This is a genomic window from Alteromonas sp. 07-89-2, from assembly GCF_013113925.1.
Taxonomy (GTDB): domain Bacteria; phylum Pseudomonadota; class Gammaproteobacteria; order Enterobacterales; family Alteromonadaceae; genus Alteromonas; species Alteromonas macleodii.
Genome location: NZ_VTYM01000035.1, coordinates 14,418 through 33,503 on the forward strand (window position 1 = coordinate 14,418; position 19,086 = coordinate 33,503).

The 19,086-nt window shown below is 45.0% G+C and carries 14 protein-coding genes; 2 read left to right on the forward strand and 12 right to left on the reverse strand.

The genetic code is table 11. The features are described from left to right. Window positions 1-10: 10 nt before the first annotated feature. Both F0261_RS20270 and lrp read right to left on the reverse strand, forming a co-directional pair. The gene (locus F0261_RS20270) at window positions 11-2,806 is read right to left on the reverse strand and encodes a DNA translocase FtsK (RefSeq protein ID WP_171338600.1); all 2,796 of its coding nucleotides are present in this window, start codon (window positions 2,804-2,806) and stop codon (window positions 11-13) included. Window positions 2,807-3,090: 284 nt separating this feature from the next. After that, entirely contained in the window at window positions 3,091-3,576 is a 486-nt protein-coding gene (gene lrp, locus F0261_RS18035) for a leucine-responsive transcriptional regulator Lrp (protein ID WP_014949635.1), read from the reverse strand. Window positions 3,577-3,760: 184 nt separating this feature from the next. Between lrp and ald the strand changes: the two genes are divergently transcribed. Beyond that, complete coding sequence (gene ald, locus F0261_RS18040) at window positions 3,761-4,894, forward strand: alanine dehydrogenase (RefSeq protein WP_014979403.1); 1,134 nt, start codon at window positions 3,761-3,763, stop codon at window positions 4,892-4,894. A 116-nt stretch (window positions 4,895-5,010) separates the two neighbouring features. Here the strand turns inward: ald and pyrF are convergent, their stop codons facing one another. From pyrF to gyrA, 10 genes are all read right to left on the reverse strand, one after another. Then, window positions 5,011-5,709 carry an orotidine-5'-phosphate decarboxylase gene (pyrF, locus tag F0261_RS18045; protein ID WP_014979404.1) on the reverse strand — a complete coding sequence of 233 codons (699 nt, stop codon included), beginning with the start codon at window positions 5,707-5,709 and terminating at the stop codon, window positions 5,011-5,013. 6 nt (window positions 5,710-5,715) lie between these two features. Then, window positions 5,716-6,885 carry a lipopolysaccharide assembly protein LapB gene (gene lapB / locus F0261_RS18050; RefSeq protein WP_014949638.1) on the reverse strand — a complete coding sequence of 390 codons (1,170 nt, stop codon included), beginning with the start codon at window positions 6,883-6,885 and terminating at the stop codon, window positions 5,716-5,718. Further along, window positions 6,885-7,142 carry a LapA family protein gene (locus F0261_RS18055; protein ID WP_014949639.1) on the reverse strand — a complete coding sequence of 86 codons (258 nt, stop codon included), beginning with the start codon at window positions 7,140-7,142 and terminating at the stop codon, window positions 6,885-6,887. Before F0261_RS18055 ends, lapB begins: the two co-directional genes overlap by 1 nt. 129 nt (window positions 7,143-7,271) lie before the next feature. Next, window positions 7,272-9,614 carry a PilZ domain-containing protein gene (locus F0261_RS18060; protein ID WP_014949640.1) on the reverse strand — a complete coding sequence of 781 codons (2,343 nt, stop codon included), beginning with the start codon at window positions 9,612-9,614 and terminating at the stop codon, window positions 7,272-7,274. A gap of 205 nt (window positions 9,615-9,819) precedes the next feature. Continuing rightward, on the reverse strand, window positions 9,820-10,107 hold the full coding sequence (ihfB, locus tag F0261_RS18065) for an integration host factor subunit beta (RefSeq protein WP_014949641.1): 288 nt from the start codon (window positions 10,105-10,107) through the stop codon (window positions 9,820-9,822). Window positions 10,108-10,183: 76 nt separating this feature from the next. After that, window positions 10,184-11,854 carry a 30S ribosomal protein S1 gene (rpsA, locus tag F0261_RS18070; protein ID WP_014949642.1) on the reverse strand — a complete coding sequence of 557 codons (1,671 nt, stop codon included), beginning with the start codon at window positions 11,852-11,854 and terminating at the stop codon, window positions 10,184-10,186. A gap of 118 nt (window positions 11,855-11,972) precedes the next feature. After that, complete coding sequence (gene cmk, locus F0261_RS18075) at window positions 11,973-12,644, reverse strand: (d)CMP kinase (RefSeq protein WP_014976668.1); 672 nt, start codon at window positions 12,642-12,644, stop codon at window positions 11,973-11,975. A 184-nt stretch (window positions 12,645-12,828) separates the two neighbouring features. Next, complete coding sequence (aroA, locus tag F0261_RS18080; RefSeq protein ID WP_014979405.1) at window positions 12,829-14,112, reverse strand: 3-phosphoshikimate 1-carboxyvinyltransferase; 1,284 nt, start codon at window positions 14,110-14,112, stop codon at window positions 12,829-12,831. Between the two features lies 1 nt (window position 14,113). Then, window positions 14,114-15,199 carry a 3-phosphoserine/phosphohydroxythreonine transaminase gene (serC, locus tag F0261_RS18085; RefSeq protein ID WP_171338601.1) on the reverse strand — a complete coding sequence of 362 codons (1,086 nt, stop codon included), beginning with the start codon at window positions 15,197-15,199 and terminating at the stop codon, window positions 14,114-14,116. A gap of 145 nt (window positions 15,200-15,344) precedes the next feature. Beyond that, window positions 15,345-18,059: a DNA topoisomerase (ATP-hydrolyzing) subunit A gene (gene gyrA / locus F0261_RS18090; protein ID WP_014949646.1), complete on the reverse strand. Its 2,715-nt coding sequence runs from the start codon at window positions 18,057-18,059 to the stop codon at window positions 15,345-15,347. A gap of 302 nt (window positions 18,060-18,361) precedes the next feature. Between gyrA and ubiG the strand changes: the two genes are divergently transcribed. After that, window positions 18,362-19,066: a bifunctional 2-polyprenyl-6-hydroxyphenol methylase/3-demethylubiquinol 3-O-methyltransferase UbiG gene (gene ubiG, locus F0261_RS18095; RefSeq protein ID WP_014949647.1), complete on the forward strand. Its 705-nt coding sequence runs from the start codon at window positions 18,362-18,364 to the stop codon at window positions 19,064-19,066. The last annotated feature ends 20 nt before the right edge of the window (window positions 19,067-19,086 follow it).

A 19,086-nucleotide genomic window follows, 5' to 3' on the forward strand; every position in this document is an offset into this window, starting at 1 on the left:
AATCCATTCGTTATTCTTTGTGGGGCGGCGGTGCAAGAACCTCACGGTTCCCGTTATGCCCCTGTGCACTTACGACACCACTCATTTCCATTTGTTCAACCAAGCGCGCGGCCCGATTGTAACCAATTCTAAACTTACGCTGCACGCTCGACACACTAGCTCGACGTGTTTCAGTAACAAACGCCACGGCTTCATCATAGAAGGCATCAAATTCTTGATCCTCACCCTCAGGCTGTTCGCCTGGCAGTAAGACTTCAGCCGTCGCTTCGCCATTCAGGATCTCATCAATGTATTCAGGCTCACCACGTTTCTGCCAGTCTGCAACTACAGCATGTACTTCGTGATCATCCACAAATGCGCCGTGAACACGGGTTGGCACAGGGCTACCAGGAGGCAGATAAAGCATGTCACCCATCCCTAGCAAAGTTTCTGCGCCTTGTTGGTCTAGAATGGTTCTTGAGTCTATTTTACTAGAAACTTGGAATGCACAACGGGTTGGAATGTTGGCCTTAATCAGACCTGTAATAACATCTACAGACGGGCGCTGTGTGGCAAGGATAAGATGGATGCCCGCAGCACGTGCTTTTTGTGCGATACGTGCAATAAGCTCTTCTACTTTTTTGCCCACTATCATCATCATGTCGGCAAATTCATCGACCACTACCACGATAGCAGGAAGTTTGGCTAAGTCAGGCGCTTCAGCATCCATACTTTCTTCATTCTTCCACAGTGGGTCCTTTATTGGTGTGCCATTAGCAATGGCTTCTTCTACTTTCGCGTTATAGCCTTTTAGGTTACGCACGCCAAGAGCGCTCATTAGACGATAACGACGCTCCATCTCACCCACGCACCAACGAAGGGCATTGGCGGCTTCTTTCATGTCGGTAACCACTTCAGCAAGCAAGTGAGGTATGCCTTCATAAACGGAAAGCTCAAGCATTTTCGGGTCAATCATGATCATGCGAACATCTTCTGGCGTGCTCTTATAAAGCAAACTAAGAATCATAACGTTCACACCTACAGATTTACCTGAACCTGTAGTACCCGCAACCAAAAGGTGAGGCATTTTGGCTAGATCGACCACCACTGGCTGACCTGAAATATCAGCGCCCAACACCATGGTTAATGGTGATTTATTAGACTGAAAAGTATCGCAGCTAATAACTTCGCTCAGCCGCACCATTTCACGTTTTTTATTCGGCAGTTCTAAGCCAATTACTGACTTACCCGGAATAACTTCCACTACACGCACCGAGATAGCTGACATAGCGCGGGCTAAGTCTTTCGACAGTCCTGAGATTTTGCTCACTTTTACCCCAGGTGCTAAATCAAGCTCAAACCGGGTAATAACAGGGCCAGGGAACACGCCAACCACCGTCGCTTCAATGTTAAAGTCAGCCAGTTTTTCCTCTACCAAACGAGAAATACCTTCAATCTCTTCTGGCGTAAGCGGGTTTTCATGTTTGTCGGCACGTTCAAGTAAATCAAAGGACGGCATAGGTGGTAAATCAGGATCTAACTCACCTGCCCTCGCCTTCACGGGTTTGGCACCTAGTGCAGCAGGTGTAAATGCTTGGTTAGCACCTTGACTCGCTCCCTGAGTTTCAACAGTTTGCGACTGTAGCGTTTCCGTATTTGGTTCGCTACTTTCAACAGATGGCGCGCTGTTATTTGCAGAAGTTATTGGCTTGCTTCCAGTTTCGTAAGGCAAGTCTTCATCAAACTCTTCTAAGTCGTCAAAGTTAATATGCGGACTTTGCTGCGCTTGGTGTTTATGCTCATGTTGACTACTATCATCTTCTGACTGAACTGAGTCATCTTGGCTCGATTTACCCAAACCCACCCTGTCTTTAAAGCTACCCGTAACCGCACTACGCATACCTGACAATGAGAACGACGACTTTTTCGTCTCAGCTGCATCTACATCTGCACTTGATGTCGCATCGTCTTCCTCGGCGTTGACAGTATCGTTGGGATTAGATTGAACAGACTTGCCTCCGTCATAGGTATAAAACGGCGGCTCATCATCTACATCGTCAATGCCAAAGTTAGGCTCACTGCGTGATGGCGTAGTTTTCTGTGTCTGTGATGGTTTTGTCTGTGCAGTAGAAGCCAAAGGTTCAGCGCGCATACTAGTAATATCCAGCTCTGCACCTTCGTCGCCACTTTGATTAGACGATTTGTTAGCTAGGGCTAGTCGCGGCATTTCAAATGCTAACAAACTCTGAGGTGCTGAAAGAGTCTTACGTCCTAACCACAGCGTACCTTCACCTAACCTGTCGATAATAGTGAGCCAGCTAATACCCGTTAGTAAGGTAAAGCCCGTACAGAAGAAACAAAGAAGTAGCAAAATTGTGCCAGCGGTATTGAAGTAAGGCACTAGCGCTGAACTAATTACGTCGCCAACAAAACCGCCGGCTGAAAAGTTGTATATGTCGTCAAAATTAATACTGGCGATGCCCGTTGCACCGAGGGCCATCAACAGCCCACCAATAATTCTTAATCCAATAGTAAGGTAATCGAATTCATCGAGTTCTTTAATGTGTTGGAATAGAAACCACCCTAAGAAGGCGGAGCCGAAAGGCAGTAAATACGCTAAAAAACCAAATGAGAATAGCAGAAGATCAGCGACCCACGCCCCTGTTGCTCCAACCCAGTTGTGAACGTCGAGTTGTAATCCAGCCTGACTCCAACCTGGGTCTCCTGGATGAAAAGATGCTAGTGCCAGCAATAAGAAGAAGGCGAAAACACAGGCGATAATCATACCTGCTTCCCACACTCGCTGAACCCCTGTTAATCGCGCCATAACCCTAAAAAACCTTCAATTTCCATCGCATGTATTACCGCAGATAGCTTTTTACGCTATGCGGTAACCGCAGTACTAACCGCAACAAAGAGCTTAGCGAACTCTTTGCTATTCCTACATAATTATTATTGATTTACTTTTTGGTAAGTTACTGAGCGCACAACTGAATTAATACACCCATCCCCTACCCTGTGCTTTAGCGTGCTGTTAATCCTTTGATAAAACACAAACACTGTATTTTTGCACAGCCTACCACAAAACCACGCTATTGAGCCACGCTTTCATTACTTCAAATTAATGCGCAGCGACGATGTACTTTTTACTTCTTCCATCACAACGTACGTCCGCGACTCACTTACTCCGGGCAAGCGCAGTAAAGTATCACCTAATAATTTCCTATAACTTCCCATATCTGCAACGCGTGCTTTAAGAAGGAAGTCAAAATCTCCGGACACCAGGTGACATTCTTGTATATCGTCATGCAGTTTTACCGCAGCAGAAAATTCTGCAAAGATATCTACCGATGTTTTTGTTAACGTAATCTCTACGAACACAAGCATAGCTGCGCCGAGCTTTTCTGGGTCAACGACAGCATGATATCCTTTTATATAGCCCTGAGCCTCCAGCCTCTTAACTCTCTCAAGACAAGGGCTGGGGCTTAATCCCACTTCTTTAGCAAGTTCGACGTTTGATATACGCCCGTTTTTCTGTAACTGTACCAGGATATTCCTGTCTATTCGGTCTAGGTGTTTTGGCGTCTTTACCAGCATATAAAATATCTTAAAAGCATCTTTTAGAAGAATTATATGCTACAAACGCCCATTCTTCAGCAGATAGTTCGTTTTTTTATCACGTATACTCCGCAAAATGTTCACGTGCTTCAAAGCCGAACACTATTTATCAAAAGTTCAACCAGAGCCGCTTAGAAGCTCACTATAAGATTGAGGACTATACATGTTAGTTGGTGTACCAAAAGAAATTAAGAACCACGAATACCGTGTTGGCTTGACGCCAGCAGCTGTAAAAGAGTTTGTTAGCCACGGTCACAGCGTTTTAGTAGAAACGAACGCAGGTGACGCAATAGGTTTCACTAACGAAATGTATGTCGAAGCAGGCGCAGCCATTGCATCAACGGCTGAGCAAGTGTTTGCTGAAGCAGAAATGATCGTAAAAGTTAAAGAGCCTCAGCCTAACGAGTGTAAAATGCTTCGTAAAGGCCAGACACTATACACCTACCTACATTTAGCGCCTGATCCTACGCAAACAAAGCTGCTTGTTGAGTCTGGTGCAACTTGTATCGCATATGAAACAGTGACTGACGACCGCGGTGGGCTTCCACTACTAGCACCAATGAGTGAAGTAGCTGGCCGTATGTCGGTTCAAGCTGGCGCGCACTACCTTGAAAAAGCACACGGCGGTAGCGGTACACTTCTTGGTGGCGTTCCGGGTGTAGCACCAGGTAAAGTACTGGTTATCGGCGGTGGTGTTGTTGGTACTAACGCAGCAAAAATGGCATTAGGCCTTGGTGCTGACGTCACTATTCTTGACCGCTCGCTTCCTCGTCTTCGTCAAATCGATGATATCTTTAACGGACAAGTAAAAACGGTTTACTCTACCGTTGACGCTATTGAGCACTACTCTTCAAAAGCTGACCTTGTTGTTGGTGCGGTACTAATTCCTGGTGCAGCAGCTCCGAAACTTCTTACTCGCGAACAAATCAAGGCAATGAAACCTGGTTCAGTGCTTGTTGATGTTGCTATCGACCAAGGTGGATGCTTTGAAACATCGAAAGCGACCACACACCAAGACCCTGTTTATGTTGTTGACGATGTAGTTCACTACTGTGTTGCAAACATGCCTGGTGGCGTTGCGCGTACTTCTACAATGGCACTTAACAATGCCACATTGCCATTTGGTCTAGCCCTAGCTAACAAAGGCCCAGCGAAAGCTATGCTAGAAGACAAGCATTTGCTTAACGGCCTAAACGTGCACGAAGGTAAGGTAACGTACAAAGCTGTAGTTGACGCGCTAGGTGAAGAACTAGGTCTAACCTATACACCAGCTGAAGTTGCGCTTAAAGGCGAATAATTTCTTAAGATTAGTCTCGGGTGGGGCTGTGGCCATAACCCTTGAATAAGAATATCGGAATAAAAAAGCTCGGTATGTGAACATCACATCCGAGCTTTTTTGTATTTGAAATAAGTCTAACCGTTTATTGATGCGTTAACTGATTTCAGTACGGCAATAGGGTCTTCTGCTTTAGTGATAGGTCTTCCCATAACTAAATAGCTCACGCCAGCTTTCATAGCATCGGGAGGCGTCATGACGCGCTTTTGATCACCAGCATCTGCGCCTACTGGGCGAATACCTGGTGTAACTAGCAGAAAATCGTCGCTGTGTTTTTCACGTAATGCGCAGGCTTCCTGCGCTGAGCAGACAATGCCGTCTAATCCCGCTTTTTCTGTTAGTGCCGCCAGACGCAGCACTTGTTGTTCTGGTGTCACACCGCTTACTACATCCGCCAACTGCGCTTCATCCATGCTGGTAAGAACGGTAACCGCAATAAGTTTAGTTTGAGGGTTGCTGCTTGTTGCAATCGCCTCTTTAGCTGCTTGCATCATAGGTAGGCCACCCGATGCATGTACGTTTACCATCCATACACCCAGCTCCGCCGCTGCTTTACACGCTTTCGCTACAGTATTCGGAATGTCATGGAATTTAAGATCCAAGAAAACGTCAAAGCCTTTAGCGATTAACGCTTTTACGAATTCCGGTCCAAATAAGGTGAACATCTCCTTGCCCACTTTTAGCTTGCACAAGCTTGAATCTAATTTATCAACAAACGCCAATGCAGTGTCTTTATTGTCATAGTCTAATGCAACAATAACGCGTGGGTCATGCATGTTCTTTTATTCTCCGTCTAGCCCTTTGATAGGTTTTACTACGCCCCACTTTTTACAGCTAGGGCATAACCAATATAATTTTCGACCGGAAAAGCCACAGCTGCCACAGCGGTATTTAGGGCGCTGCAACATTTGCTTTTCCACCAATTCTTTAAGTAAGCGTAAGCTATCAGCCGTGGTTTTGTCTGAAAGCTGGTCAATGTAAAGCCCCATAAGGGTTTTAAAGCCGCGCATAGTCGGGCGTTTGCGAAGTTGCTCAAGTAAGTACTCAGCCGCCTGTGCCGTTTCACCGCGCTTCATAAGTACATCAACCATGGCTAAATAGGACGTAGCACACTCTTGCCAGTGTGCTTCTAGGTTCTTCTGAAAACTTTCCCAGTCGTCAGTTTCTTCAGCAATTTTTTCCAAACTAGGTACGGCTTCGCTAAACCAGTTGATATCGCGTTCTGCCACTTGCGTAAAGTACGCGTTGGCATCAGTAAAGCGTTTTTGATCAAGCGCTATATCACCTAACATAAGCCACGGCCTTACCGCATGTTCGTCGGCGTTTACCGCTTTTTGTAATAAGGTCAATGCCGCCCCTTGGCTATCGTTCTTCAACTCAACCGATGCTTGTTCACAATAAAAGTGTGCAAGGCGTTCGCACAAATCATCATTGTCACCATGACACTGCACCATACGTTCGGCTAATTCTATGGCTCTTTCCCACTCTTTCGTGGTCTGGTAGATACTGAAAAGTTGCTGTTGAGCTACAAGGTAGTGTTTATCGCTGTTAAGCAGTTGAAGAAAAGCATTTTCAGCACGCTCTAGAAAGCCTGCTTGTGTGTAGTCGTGACCAAGCTCCCTCAGAGCATTTTCTCGTTGAGCCGGCTGGAGCTCATCACGGCTAACTAAATTCTGGTGGACTTTAATTGCGCGGTCTATTTCGCCTCGGTGACGGAAAAAGCTCCCCATGGCGATATGCGTCTCTACTGTATCGCTATTCACGTTAATCATTTTGATTAGCGTATCGACTGCTTTATCAGGTTGGTCTGAGAGAAGGAAGTTTAGCCCCTTGTAATAATGCTTAGATAGAATGCTAGACTGCTTTCGCTGCGCTTGACGGACACTATTTCGGCCCATTATCCAGCCGTAACCTGCCGCAACAGGCAAAAGGAGAAACAGCAGTTCGAGCATTAGTGTTCTTGTTCCAGACTCTGTATTTTAGACTGCGCAGACATCAGCTGAACACGCAATTTTAGCCAGCTCATTAGCATTACCAAAATTCCTATACCAACGCCTATTGAAAGTGTTATCGCTATTAACGTTGATAAGCGAAGATTCGCCTGAGCAATTAAATAATTAACTGTTACTTGTGCTTCATTTTGTGAGCCAATGACAAACGCGATCGCGAGCAGAACCAAAATGATAAGAAACGTTAGGATCCCTTTCAACACTCAACCCTTTTTTGTTGATTTATTTACAAGAATAGCAAAATGCGAAAAGAGATAACACTAAAAGCGTAAGTGAAATGACGTTATACCAATCCGCATCGATAATTGCCCACTCAGAGGGCTCTGGCATTAAGCAGCGCCTTCGCTTTCTAGATCCTGACGTTGGGGTTTGGCAATAAGATTGTCTACCACTAAATCGTGGTGAAGGGCTGACATATTAGTAATAAAAATACAGTGTGTATAACCCGCCTGCATCGTTTCGAGCTTGTCATACATGGCTTTGTCTAGCTTTGATAGCTGGGCAAGACGCTTCTTAGTTAACGGCGTTATCGCACCGTGACATCGAATAGCAGTGACATCTGTGGCGCTGAGATGTATTTTTTCTTCATCTAACTGAGTTTTTATCTGTGTTCGCAACTTAGAAAAAAGGAAGTCGCGTTCTTTTATATACACTAAGCGGCTGTCGCTCTTTCTAACGCAGTGAACCACTAACGCTTGTTCAGATGTTTCTTTGAACATCGCCTCTAGAATTTGTGACTTGGGCTTAGCCTGCCCTTTGTCTGCAAAAAAGCCGTGCAGTGGGATAATATTTTGAGTGCGCGAAAAAGGATAAAGGTCGTCAGAGGCGTCACTTTGATACACCGTTTTGAGCCTGTCTAACGTAAAGCGGTTCATCACACATAGTACCGATAAAGACGGCATATGCCTAACCGCCAATTCCCAGATATAACGGTGAGTTGAGCGTTGAATACGCGCAATATCTCTTACTTTGAAATACGCGGTATTTTCTTCAACCATATGATCGACGCTCGAGCTCACTTTAGCCTTACGTGTATCTTCAACAAGGCACAACCTCACCACGCCCGTTTCCGCTTGGTAGTGCACAACCTTATATTTTTCACCTTTAATTTTCAGTTCCGGTACTGAAACACGAATTTCCTTTTGCAGCTCACTTTTCGGTGCAACAATTAACTTCATTCCACTTGCACTTAGATCAGCAACCCGCGCATCAATCGATGTCAGCAGTCCAACTTTAATAGAAGCAGGTTTATCAATAACGTAACGTGTCTCACTGCGTCTATCTAAATCCTCTTCCATTACATAATCAATTCGCCAATTATTGCCGCTAGCCCTCAAGGTTTTTGACAAGGGTTTGAAATCGCATTTTGCTGAAAGAGTCAGATTAGTAAGATAAGCAGACACGTCTTTACAGTAAAGAACATGGGAAATCTGCGCCAGTTGCTCAAATTCTTTACTGGCAATATCGTGAATAGCAAACGCTTTTTGTTTATCTTCTCGCGTCACGCTATCAAGTCGACAATGGGTACAGATGAAGTCGCCACTTTTGGCAAGAAGATAAACCAACGCGTTAAGCTGTTTTAATGCCAGCAGTTGTCTATGCGTCGCTGTTATTTGAACGTTACCATTTTTGGTTTTGATGTTGCCATGAAAGACATACGCTTCATTATACTTGCGCAGCTCGTCAACTAACGTCGCGAAGATAGGCTTATCTTGTAGGCTAGCCAAGAGTTTTTCGGCGTCGTTATGCTCGACATTGGCTTTGGTAAACAGGGCAATAATTGGCTTAAGCGACTTCTTCTCAGGCGCGAGAAACACGGGCAACCACGGGCTATTTTCAAGTATTCGGTCGCGTTCTAGTTCTTGCATGGCGCGTTCTATTTCTAAATCACGCTGCAAAGGCTGTTTATACGCGGTAATCGCTACATATCGTTTAAGGGTTGCAAGAAAGCCTTTATCCACGTCGTCTTGAAAAACAAACGATGTCTCATACTTCCCTAAGTGCTTGTTGTATTTTACCGACTCTAGTTCAAGCGTTATTTCAGTCGGTTCTTTAGTAAGTCCTTTAACTTCAGGAATAGTGAACGTAATAATATCACCAGTAGAAGCGTTCGGTGGCCTTTTCGTTTCAAGAGCAATGCCTTTGTGTGACATCGAACTGATCGAACAATGACGGCCTTTCTCAAAATCGGGGGAAGAAATAGTAAAATTTGGGCGAATAGCGATGTCATCACCGAAATCTATATCAGTAAACGATTGGCTTTCAACATTAAAAGCATCGACAATTTTTTTGAACTGTTCTTTTTTTATTTGGTTTTGGTAGAAGTCTGAGTTCATGACTGACTCAAACACGCCTACCGTATATCTGTCTTGATAAAGCGATGTTTCGTTTTTGAGTATCTGCGCGCCGACTTTATCAAGGCGCATTTGAACCCCGAAGTGCTTGAATTTCATGACGGGGAATTGAGCAAAGGCAGAGTTATCAGCAGGTGCGTCGGTTAACGACGTTAATCGAACAACCTCCTCTTTTACTACTTTTCGAACACTACTAGGTAGACGCTTCGAAAACTTGTTAATTCCTTCTAACAGCTTGTTTTGTTGTTCATAAGGAATTAACGCGCGAATGAGCGGCTGATATTGTTTTATTATTGCTTGTTCGTCGCCGGCTGACATTACTTCTATGAATACCGTTTATTATTATTTGAACAATATATAACCCTATTCGAGTTGGGGTCAATAGGTATCAAAAATTAAACGAAAGTATATCAGCAATAACGAGCGCCTTTTTTAGCTAAGGCAAATAGACTATTGAATTTTGCTAAATAACAATAAGGCAGCAGACACAAAAAAGCCGCTTTTCAGCGGCTTTTAAAATGCATTATGCGATTGAGGCGTCTACCCTTTCGCGAAGCTCTTTACCAGGCTTAAAGTGCGGTACATATTTACCGTCAAGTTTCACTGTCTCACCCGTTTTTGGATTTCTACCTACACGTGGAGCGCGGTAGTGAAGAGAGAAACTGCCAAAACCTCTAATTTCAATACGCTCACCCTTTTGAAGAGTTTGCGCCATTTGCTCTAGAAGTTCTTTTATCGCCAGTTCGAGTTCCTTCGCCGGAATATGACGCGCTTGATCCGCGAGCCGTTCAATTAATTCAGACTTGGTCATGCTTAACCTCATTGTCAATATTATTGTTTAAACAGCTATCGCGAATTGGGTGTGCATGTGCACACCCACAAAAGCATTATTCGCCTTTAGCAGCTTTAAATGCTTCTGCCATCGCGTTAGCGAAACCAACATCTTCTTGCTGGTTAACTTTATCGATAGCTTCTTTTTCGTCAGCCTGATCTTTCGCTTTAACAGATAGGTTAACAGTGCGGTTCTTACGGTCAACGCCCATGAACTTCGCTTCGATGCTATCACCAACGCTTGCTACTTCTGTTGCGTCTTCAACACGCTCTACAGCAAGATCTGCAACGCGGATGTAGCCGTCAACTTCTTCAGCTAGGTTTACAGTAACGCCTTTCGCATCAACTGCTGTTACTGTACCAGTAACGATAGCACCTTTCTTGTTATCTGTCAGATACTTGTTGAAAGGATCTTCTTCGATTTGCTTAACGCCAAGAGAGATACGCTCACGCTCTGGGTCGACTTGAAGTACAACTGCAGAGATTTCGTCGCCTTTCTTGTAGTCGCGAACCGCGTCTTCACCAGACTTGTTCCAGCTGATGTCAGAAAGGTGAACTAGACCGTCGATGCCGCCGTCAAGACCGATGAAGATACCGAAGTCAGTGATTGACTTGATCTTACCAGACACTTTGTCACCTTTTTCGTGTGACTCAGCAAATGTTTCCCAAGGGTTAGCAATGCACTGCTTAAGACCTAGAGAAATACGACGACGCTCTTCGTCAATTTCAAGAACCATTACATCTACAGTGTCACCTAGGTTAACAACTTTAGATGGGTGGATGTTCTTGTTAGTCCAATCCATTTCAGAAACGTGTACAAGACCTTCAACGCCGTCTTCGATTTCAACGAAGCAGCCGTAGTCAGTAAGGTTAGTAACCTGACCGTTGATCTTAGTACCTTCTGGGTAACGAGAAGCAATTTCTTGCCATGGATCGTTGCCCATTTGCTTCATGCCAAGAGAAACACGCTGCTTCTCTTTGTCGAACTTAAGTACTTTAACGTTGATTTCGTCACCAACATTCACGATTTCACTTGGGTGCTTAACGCGCTTCCAAGCCATATCAGTGATGTGTAGAAGACCGTCTACGCCACCAAGGTCAACGAACGCACCGTAATCGGTAAGGTTCTTAACGATACCCTTGATTTCATGACCTTCTTCAAGGTTAGCAAGAAGCGTTTCGCGCTCTGCGCTGCTTTCTGCTTCGATAACTGCACGACGAGAAACAACAACGTTGTTACGCTTAGCGTCAAGCTTGATAACTTTAAATTCAAGCTCTTTGCCTTCAAGGTGCGTAGTGTCACGTACTGGACGTACGTCAACAAGAGAACCAGGAAGGAACGCGCGTACACTGTTAACTTCAACAGTGAAACCGCCTTTAACTTTACCGTTGATAACGCCTTTGATAGTAGCTTTATCTTCGTAAGCTTTTTCCAGCTCAACCCACGCTTCGTGACGCTTCGCTTTTTCGCGAGAAAGGATAGTTTCACCGAAACCATCTTCAACTGCATCTAGTGCTACGTCTACTTGGTCACCGATAGCGATTTCTAGTTCGCCTTCAGCGTTTTTGAATTGGTCAGCTGGGATAGCACTTTCTGATTTCAAGCCTGCATCAACAAGAACGATGTCTTTGTCGATAGAAACAACAGTACCTTTTACAATTGAACCAGGACGTGTTTCTAGTTCTTGTAAGCTTTCTTCAAAAAGTTGTGCAAAATTTTCAGTCATAAGTCTCAAATAACTTTTAAGTTGATATCCACGCTTCTTATCCGGATAACGCGGGGTTATTAAAATTAGTCGCCACTTCCTGTAGCAACACTGCTTTGGATGCGATCAGCTCTCGTCATTAAAGGCGTGAGGAAATAATATCCATCGCTTTTTCAAAGACTTGGTCAATATCCAAGTCCGTTGAATCTATAATTACTGCATCTTGTGCCGGTACCAAAGGAGCCACCGCACGTTGTGTATCGCGCTCGTCTCTCGCCTTGATATCGGTTAAAAGGCGCGCAATATTAACATCCATGCCCTTTGCTTTCAACTGGCTATAGCGGCGTTCTGCACGGGCTTCTGCGCTTGCTGTAAGGAAAATCTTTACAGGCGCGTCGGGAAATACCACTGTACCCATGTCGCGACCGTCAGCAACAAGACCAGGATCTTGTTGGAAAGCACGCTGTCTGCGAAGTAGTGCTTCGCGAACCCGGGGTAATGCCGCAACTTTTGACGCCACGGCGCCAACTTCTTCGGTGCGAATATCGTCAGTAACGTCTTCGCCTTCTAAGATTATGCGAGTGGTATCGCCATTCGTCTCGAAACTAACATCGAGGCCGGTTGCTAGAGGAACAACACATTCTTCATCATCACACGGAAGGTCGTGGTGAAGTGCAGCAACTGCTAATACGCGGTAAATTGCGCCGCTATCTAGAAAGTGCCACCCTAATTTCTTCGCCAGCAAGCTACTTAACGTACCTTTACCAGCACCACTAGGACCGTCAACCGTGACTACGGGTGTGGAATGCATACCTGCTCCATCGTTTAAATTACTAAAAATCGCGCGCAATTATACGCTTTAGTGAGAGATAAGCAATGCCGCCTCTAATTGGCGGCATTGAACATCAGATTTAACCTGATTTAGATCAATGGGGCAAGTAAGGCGATTACCGGCATTGCCTACCATTATTTATGAGGAATATTTTTTCGAGCCTTTACGCGCTATACAGTGTTTTAAAGCGAGTAAAATAGTCTGGGAACGTTTTGCGCGTGCAGCCCGGGTCGTTTATTGTTACCGGCGTATCGCTTAATGCAACAAGCGAGAAGCACATGGCAATGCGATGGTCGTTATACGTGTCTATCTCAGCATGTTTTAGCGAGTCAGTTGGCCATACTTTAATATAGTCATGCCCTTCTTCCACTTTCGCACCCAACTTTTGAAGCTCGGTGGCCATAGCCGCAAGACGATCTGTTTCCTTAACACGCCAGTTATAAATATTGGTCATAGTAGTTGGACCTTCAGCAAACAATGCCGTAGTCGCGATGGTCATGGCCGCATCTGGAATATGGTTCATATCCATGTTCACGCCTTTAAGCGGCGCACCCGTTATTTCAACATACTCATCGCTCCAAACCACCGTTGCACCCATGGCTTCAAGTACATCAGCAAATCGAATGTCACCTTGAATGCTGTTTTGGCCAATTCCGGTTACGCGTACCGTTCCACCTTTAATGGCACCGGCTGCAAGGAAGTAAGATGCTGACGATGCATCGCCTTCAACCATAAATTTACCCGGCGCAATATACTTAGCATCACCAGAAACCGTGAACGTTTGGTAGTTATCATTTTCAACAGTAACGCCAAACTTCGCCATGGTATCTAACGTGATGTCGATATAAGGCTTTGAAACCAACTCACCTTTTATACGAATAGTCACATCACCTGAAAATAACGGCGCAGCCATTAAAAGGGCTGTTAAAAACTGGCTAGATACACTGCCGTCCACCGACATTTCACCGCCGTTTAACGTCTTACCTTTAATTTGAAGCGGCGGAAAACCTTCGTCTTTGAGGTAGGTTACTTCAGCATCAGCTTCGCGCAGCGCATCCACTAAATCACCAATTGGACGCTCTTCCATACGTGGTTCACCGGTAAGTACTGTGTCGACATTACTAGCAGCGAGTGCCGCGCACAAAGGTCGCATTGCAGTACCGGCATTGCCCAAGAAAAGCTCTAATGGCTCAGCTACGTTAAACGCGCCACCGTTACCTTGGACAACGCATTGCGTTTTGTCTTCGCTCAAGCGGTAGTTAATGCCTAATTTGGTGAGTGCATTAAGCATATGCTCAATATCTTCGCTATCTAGCAAGTTGGTTAATTCAGTTTCACCTTCAGCTAACGCGGCAAGCAGTAGTGCGCGGTTAGACAGACTTTTTGAGCCAGGTACATTGACCTCTCCCGATACTTTTGCAATCGGGTCTAATGTTAACTGCTCCATTTTATCCATTCACTCTTTCAAATTCGCGCATAAATTCAACTAGCGCAACAATGCCCTCTACTGGCATTGCATTATAAACACTGGCACGCATGCCCCCTACTGAACGATGCCCTTTAAGAGCAAGTAACCCTGCTTCTTGTGACTGTTTAAGGAACAATCCGTCGAGTTCAGCATTGGCTAAATGAAACGGCACGTTCATTTTTGAACGGTTGTCAGGGTGAACTTTACTTGAATAGAAGTCAGAGCTGTCGATGGCTGAATATAATAACGCCGCCTTTTCAGCATTGCGTTTAGCCATAGCGTCAACGCCGCCCATATCTTTAAGCCATTCAAATACAAGCCCCGCTAAGTACCAAGAGAACGTTGGCGGTGTGTTGTACATAGAGTCAGACTTTGCCGCTAGTGCATAATCGAAGATAGAGGGCGTTTCTTTACGTGCTTTGCCAACCAGGTCTTCGCGAACAATAACAACTGATAAGCCGCTTGGGCCGATATTCTTTTGTGCGCCAGCGTATATAACGCCATGTTTTGCTACATCTAACGGCTGAGACAATATAGTCGAAGACATATCAGAAACCAGCGGAACCTTGCCCGACTCTGGTAGCCAATCAAAAGCGATTCCGTCAACGGTTTCATTTGGACAGAAATGGTAATACGCGGCAGATTGATCAATATCGCTCAACTGAGGCTGCGCAACGTAGTGACAGCCGTCTTTTTCAGACACTTCACCCACCACTTTGGCGTGGTTGTATTTGTTTGCTTCGTCAACGGCACCTTTAGACCAAGAACCGCTGACTAAGTGAAGACTGGTATCGTTAGCGTTGGATAAGTTGAGCGGTACAGCGGCAAATTGCCCACGCCCACCACCGTGCGTGAACAGCACATGGTAGTTGGAAGGAATGGACAATAAATCTCGCAAATCTTGCTCAGCTTTTGCCGCTATTTCAATGAAGTCTTTACCACGATGGCTTACTTCCATTACAGAGCAGCCTAGGTCGCGCCAATTTGTAAATTCTGATTGTGCTTTTTCCATGACTTCTTTTGGAAGCATAGCCGGGCCAGCACTAAAATTAAAAACCTCTTTCATCGCGTTTTTCAACACCTGTAGATAATTACCGTTTAACTCGCTTTGTTTTGAACGTTTTGCGGGTCTATTAGGTAAACAAGCGGCTTAAGCCGCTTGTTTGAAAGAACACTGATAATGCGCAAGTATGAATACCTGCGCCCTATCCCTACTCTTCTGTCGTTGAGCCGTCACCGTCTTCTGCGGTGTTCTCTTGCTCTTGAACAGCAGTTTCTGCTTGTTCTGGCGCATCGTCTGAAATGATTAGGTTACCGTCTTCGTCGAATTCTTGTAACTCTTCCACTTCTTCAATGCGTTGTAACCCTACAACGTGCTCACCTTCTACTGTACGTATTAAGCGAACGCCTTGTGTGTTACGGCCTACTACTGACACTTCGCCTACACGGGTACGAACCAGTGTGCCTTGGTCACTAATAAGCATAATTTCATTGGTTTCGTCTACTTGAACCGCGCCAACCACTTTACCATTACGCTCAGACACCTTAATTGATACAACACCTTGTGTCGCACGGCTCTTCGCAGGGTAATCTTCAAGCGGAGTACGCTTACCGAAACCATTCTCTGTTGCTGTCAGGATTGGGCCGTCGCCTTTAGGAACAATAAGTGATACCACTTTTTGACCATCTTGCAGACGAATACCGCGAACACCTGTGGCTGTTCTTCCCATAGGACGAAGTGCCAGAAGCTCTTCACCCGTCTCTGGGTCACGCTTAACTTCACCGGTTTCGCTGTCGCGAAGCTTCTCGTTGAAGCGAACCACTTTACCTGCATCAGAGAACAACATTATGTCGTCATCACCGTGAGTGATATCAACACCAATCAGCTCATCACCTTCGTTCAGGTTAACGGCGATAATACCGCTTGAACGTGGGCGAGAATATAGGCTCAGGTCAGTCTTCTTCACCGTACCGTTTGCTGTCGCCATCAGTACAAACTTACCTTCTTCGAATTCTTTGATTGGAAGAATAGCAGTAATACGTTCGTTTTCTTCTAGAGGAAGAATATTTACAATTGGACGTCCACGCGCATTTCGGCTAGCAAACGGCAATTGATACACTTTCAACCAGTACAAGCGACCACGGGTTGAGAAGCAAAGTATGTGATCGTGGGTATTAGCTACCAATAATCTTTCGATGAAATCTTCATCTTTCATCTTGGTTGCTGATTTACCACGGCCACCACGACGCTGTGCTTCGTAGTCTGTAAGTTTTTGATATTTCACATAACCTTCGCGAGAAAGCGTTACTACAACATCTTCTTGCTCTATAAGATCTTCAATATCAATATCGTGACTTGCTGCCGTAATTTCAGTACGACGCTCATCACCAAATTCATCACGTACTTTTTCAAGTTCTTCTTGAATCACTTCCATCAAACGCTCTGGGCTGTTTAGGATGTGAAGAAGTTCTGCGATGATCTCTAGAAGTTGCTTATACTCTTCTAGAATTTTCTCGTGCTCAAGACCTGTTAGCTTGTGTAAGCGAAGGTCAAGAATAGCTTGCGCTTGCTGCTCAGTAAGGTAGTACTTGCCGTCGCGAATACCAAATTCTGGCATTAACCAGTCAGGGCGTGCAGCGTCATCGCCTGCGCGCTCAAGCATTTGCGCTACATCACCTAAGTCCCAACCTTGTGCTACAAGCGATTTCTTGGCGTCTGCTGGGCTTTGTGACGCTTTAATCAACTCGATAATTGGGTCGATGTTCGCAAGCGCTATCGCCAAACCTTCAAGAATATGAGCACGGTCACGGGCTTTACGTAATTCAAAAACGGTACGACGTGTTACTACTTCACGACGGTGAAGAATAAAGCATTCTAACGTTTCTTTAAGGTTGAATACCTTAGGCTGACCGTTATCAAGCGCAACCATGTTAATACCGAATACCGTTTGAAGCTGGGTATTCGCGTATAAATGATTAAGTAGGACTTCGGCAGATTCGTTGCGTTTAACTTCGATAACAATGCGCATACCGTCTTTATCAGACTCGTCTCGCAGTGCAGAAACGCCTTCGATGCGCTTTTCTTTTACCAGTTCAGCAATCTTTTCAATAAGACGCGCTTTGTTAACCTGGTAAGGGATCTCGTTAACAACAATGGTTTCTTTACCGTTGCTGTCAGTTTCAATTTCCGCCTTAGCACGAAGATAAATTTTACCGCGACCTGTGCGATACGCATCTTCAATCCCCTTGCGCCCACTGATCATAGCTGCCGTTGGGAAATCTGGACCTGGGATGTGTGTCATCAAGTCGTCGATGGTAATAGACGGATCTTGAATTAACGCTACGCAGCCGTTGATCACTTCGGTGAGGTTATGTGGCGGAATATTCGTCGCCATACCAACCGCAATACCCGATGAGCCGTTAACAAGAAGGTTAGGTACCTTCGTTGGTAATACTTCAGGAATATGCTCTGTACCATCGTAGTTAGGTACGAAATCTACGGTCTCTTTATCTAAATCGGCAAGTAACTCGTGCGCAATTTTAGCCATGCGAACTTCGGTATAACGCATCGCAGCAGCAGAGTCGCCGTCTACCGATCCGAAGTTACCTTGACCGTCTACTAGCATATAGCGAAGTGAGAACGGTTGGGCCATACGAACAATAGTGTCGTAAACTGCAGAGTCACCGTGAGGGTGATATTTACCAATTACGTCACCTACCACACGGGCAGATTTTTTGTATGGCTTGTTAAAGTCGTTTTTCAGTTCGTTCATTGCGAACAGCACACGACGGTGCACTGGCTTCAAGCCATCTCTTACGTCAGGCAAGGCTCGCCCGACAATAACGCTCATCGCGTAATCAAGGTAAGAGTTCTTTAACTCTTCCTCAATATTAACGGGGAGGATTTCTTTAGCGTTATCAGACATAAACTGCTTAATCCCTTTATCTTGGTTTGTTCTGCGTTATCCAGCACTTCGCTTCACATCATTGTGAAAACAAGGCGTGGGAGCGCACTGTTATTATTATGTGGATCATAATCGTGCTTCGAGTGTACCACTTGATGACAGAATTATGTAGCGCTTAATTACGCTTATTAATCAACTAAAAGGCAAGCGATTATTTTTCGTTCGACCCTTCTTATAATTTGTCTATTTCTGTTTAAAAACAGTGAAACACAACCTCGATTTACGATATCTTAAAAAGAGATAGATTAAGGATTGTTTTACTCATGACGAACGTCGATCAACAAGAAATCAATAAGTTCTCTGAACTCGCTTCACGCTGGTGGGATCCAGAAGGCGAATTTAAGCCATTGCACCTTATTAACCCACTTCGCTTAGACTTCATTAATCAACACAGTGAAGGCCTGTTTGACAAAAAAGTCGTCGATATTGGCTGTGGTGGCGGTATTTTAGCAGAATCTATGGCGCGTGCAGGCGCGACGGTAACAGGTTTAGATATGGCAGAAGCCTCGTTAGAAGTAGCGAAGCTGCACGGTTTAGAATCAGGTGTAAAAGTCGACTACGTATGTTCAACTGCCGAAGCATTCGCAGAAGCAAATGCAGGACAGTTCGACGTGGTAACCTGTATGGAAATGTTAGAGCATGTACCCGACCCTGCTTCTGTTGTGCTGGCCTGTGCTAAGTTGGTTAAGCCTGGTGGCCATGTTTTCTTTTCTACGCTTAACCGAAACCTAAAGTCGTATCTGATGGGGATCGTGGGAGCGGAATATATCCTTAAACTGGTTCCAAAAGGCACCCACGATCACAGTAAGTTCATCAAACCATCTGAACTTATGGCGATGACCGATCATGCTGGTTTGCTGCCTCGAGATATGACAGGTCTACACATGGACCCAATTTCTCAAGGCTTTTATCTCTCTGCGAATAATGTCGACGTTAACTACTTACTATATACAGTAGCGCAAAATTAATTTAACACTATATATTGGGT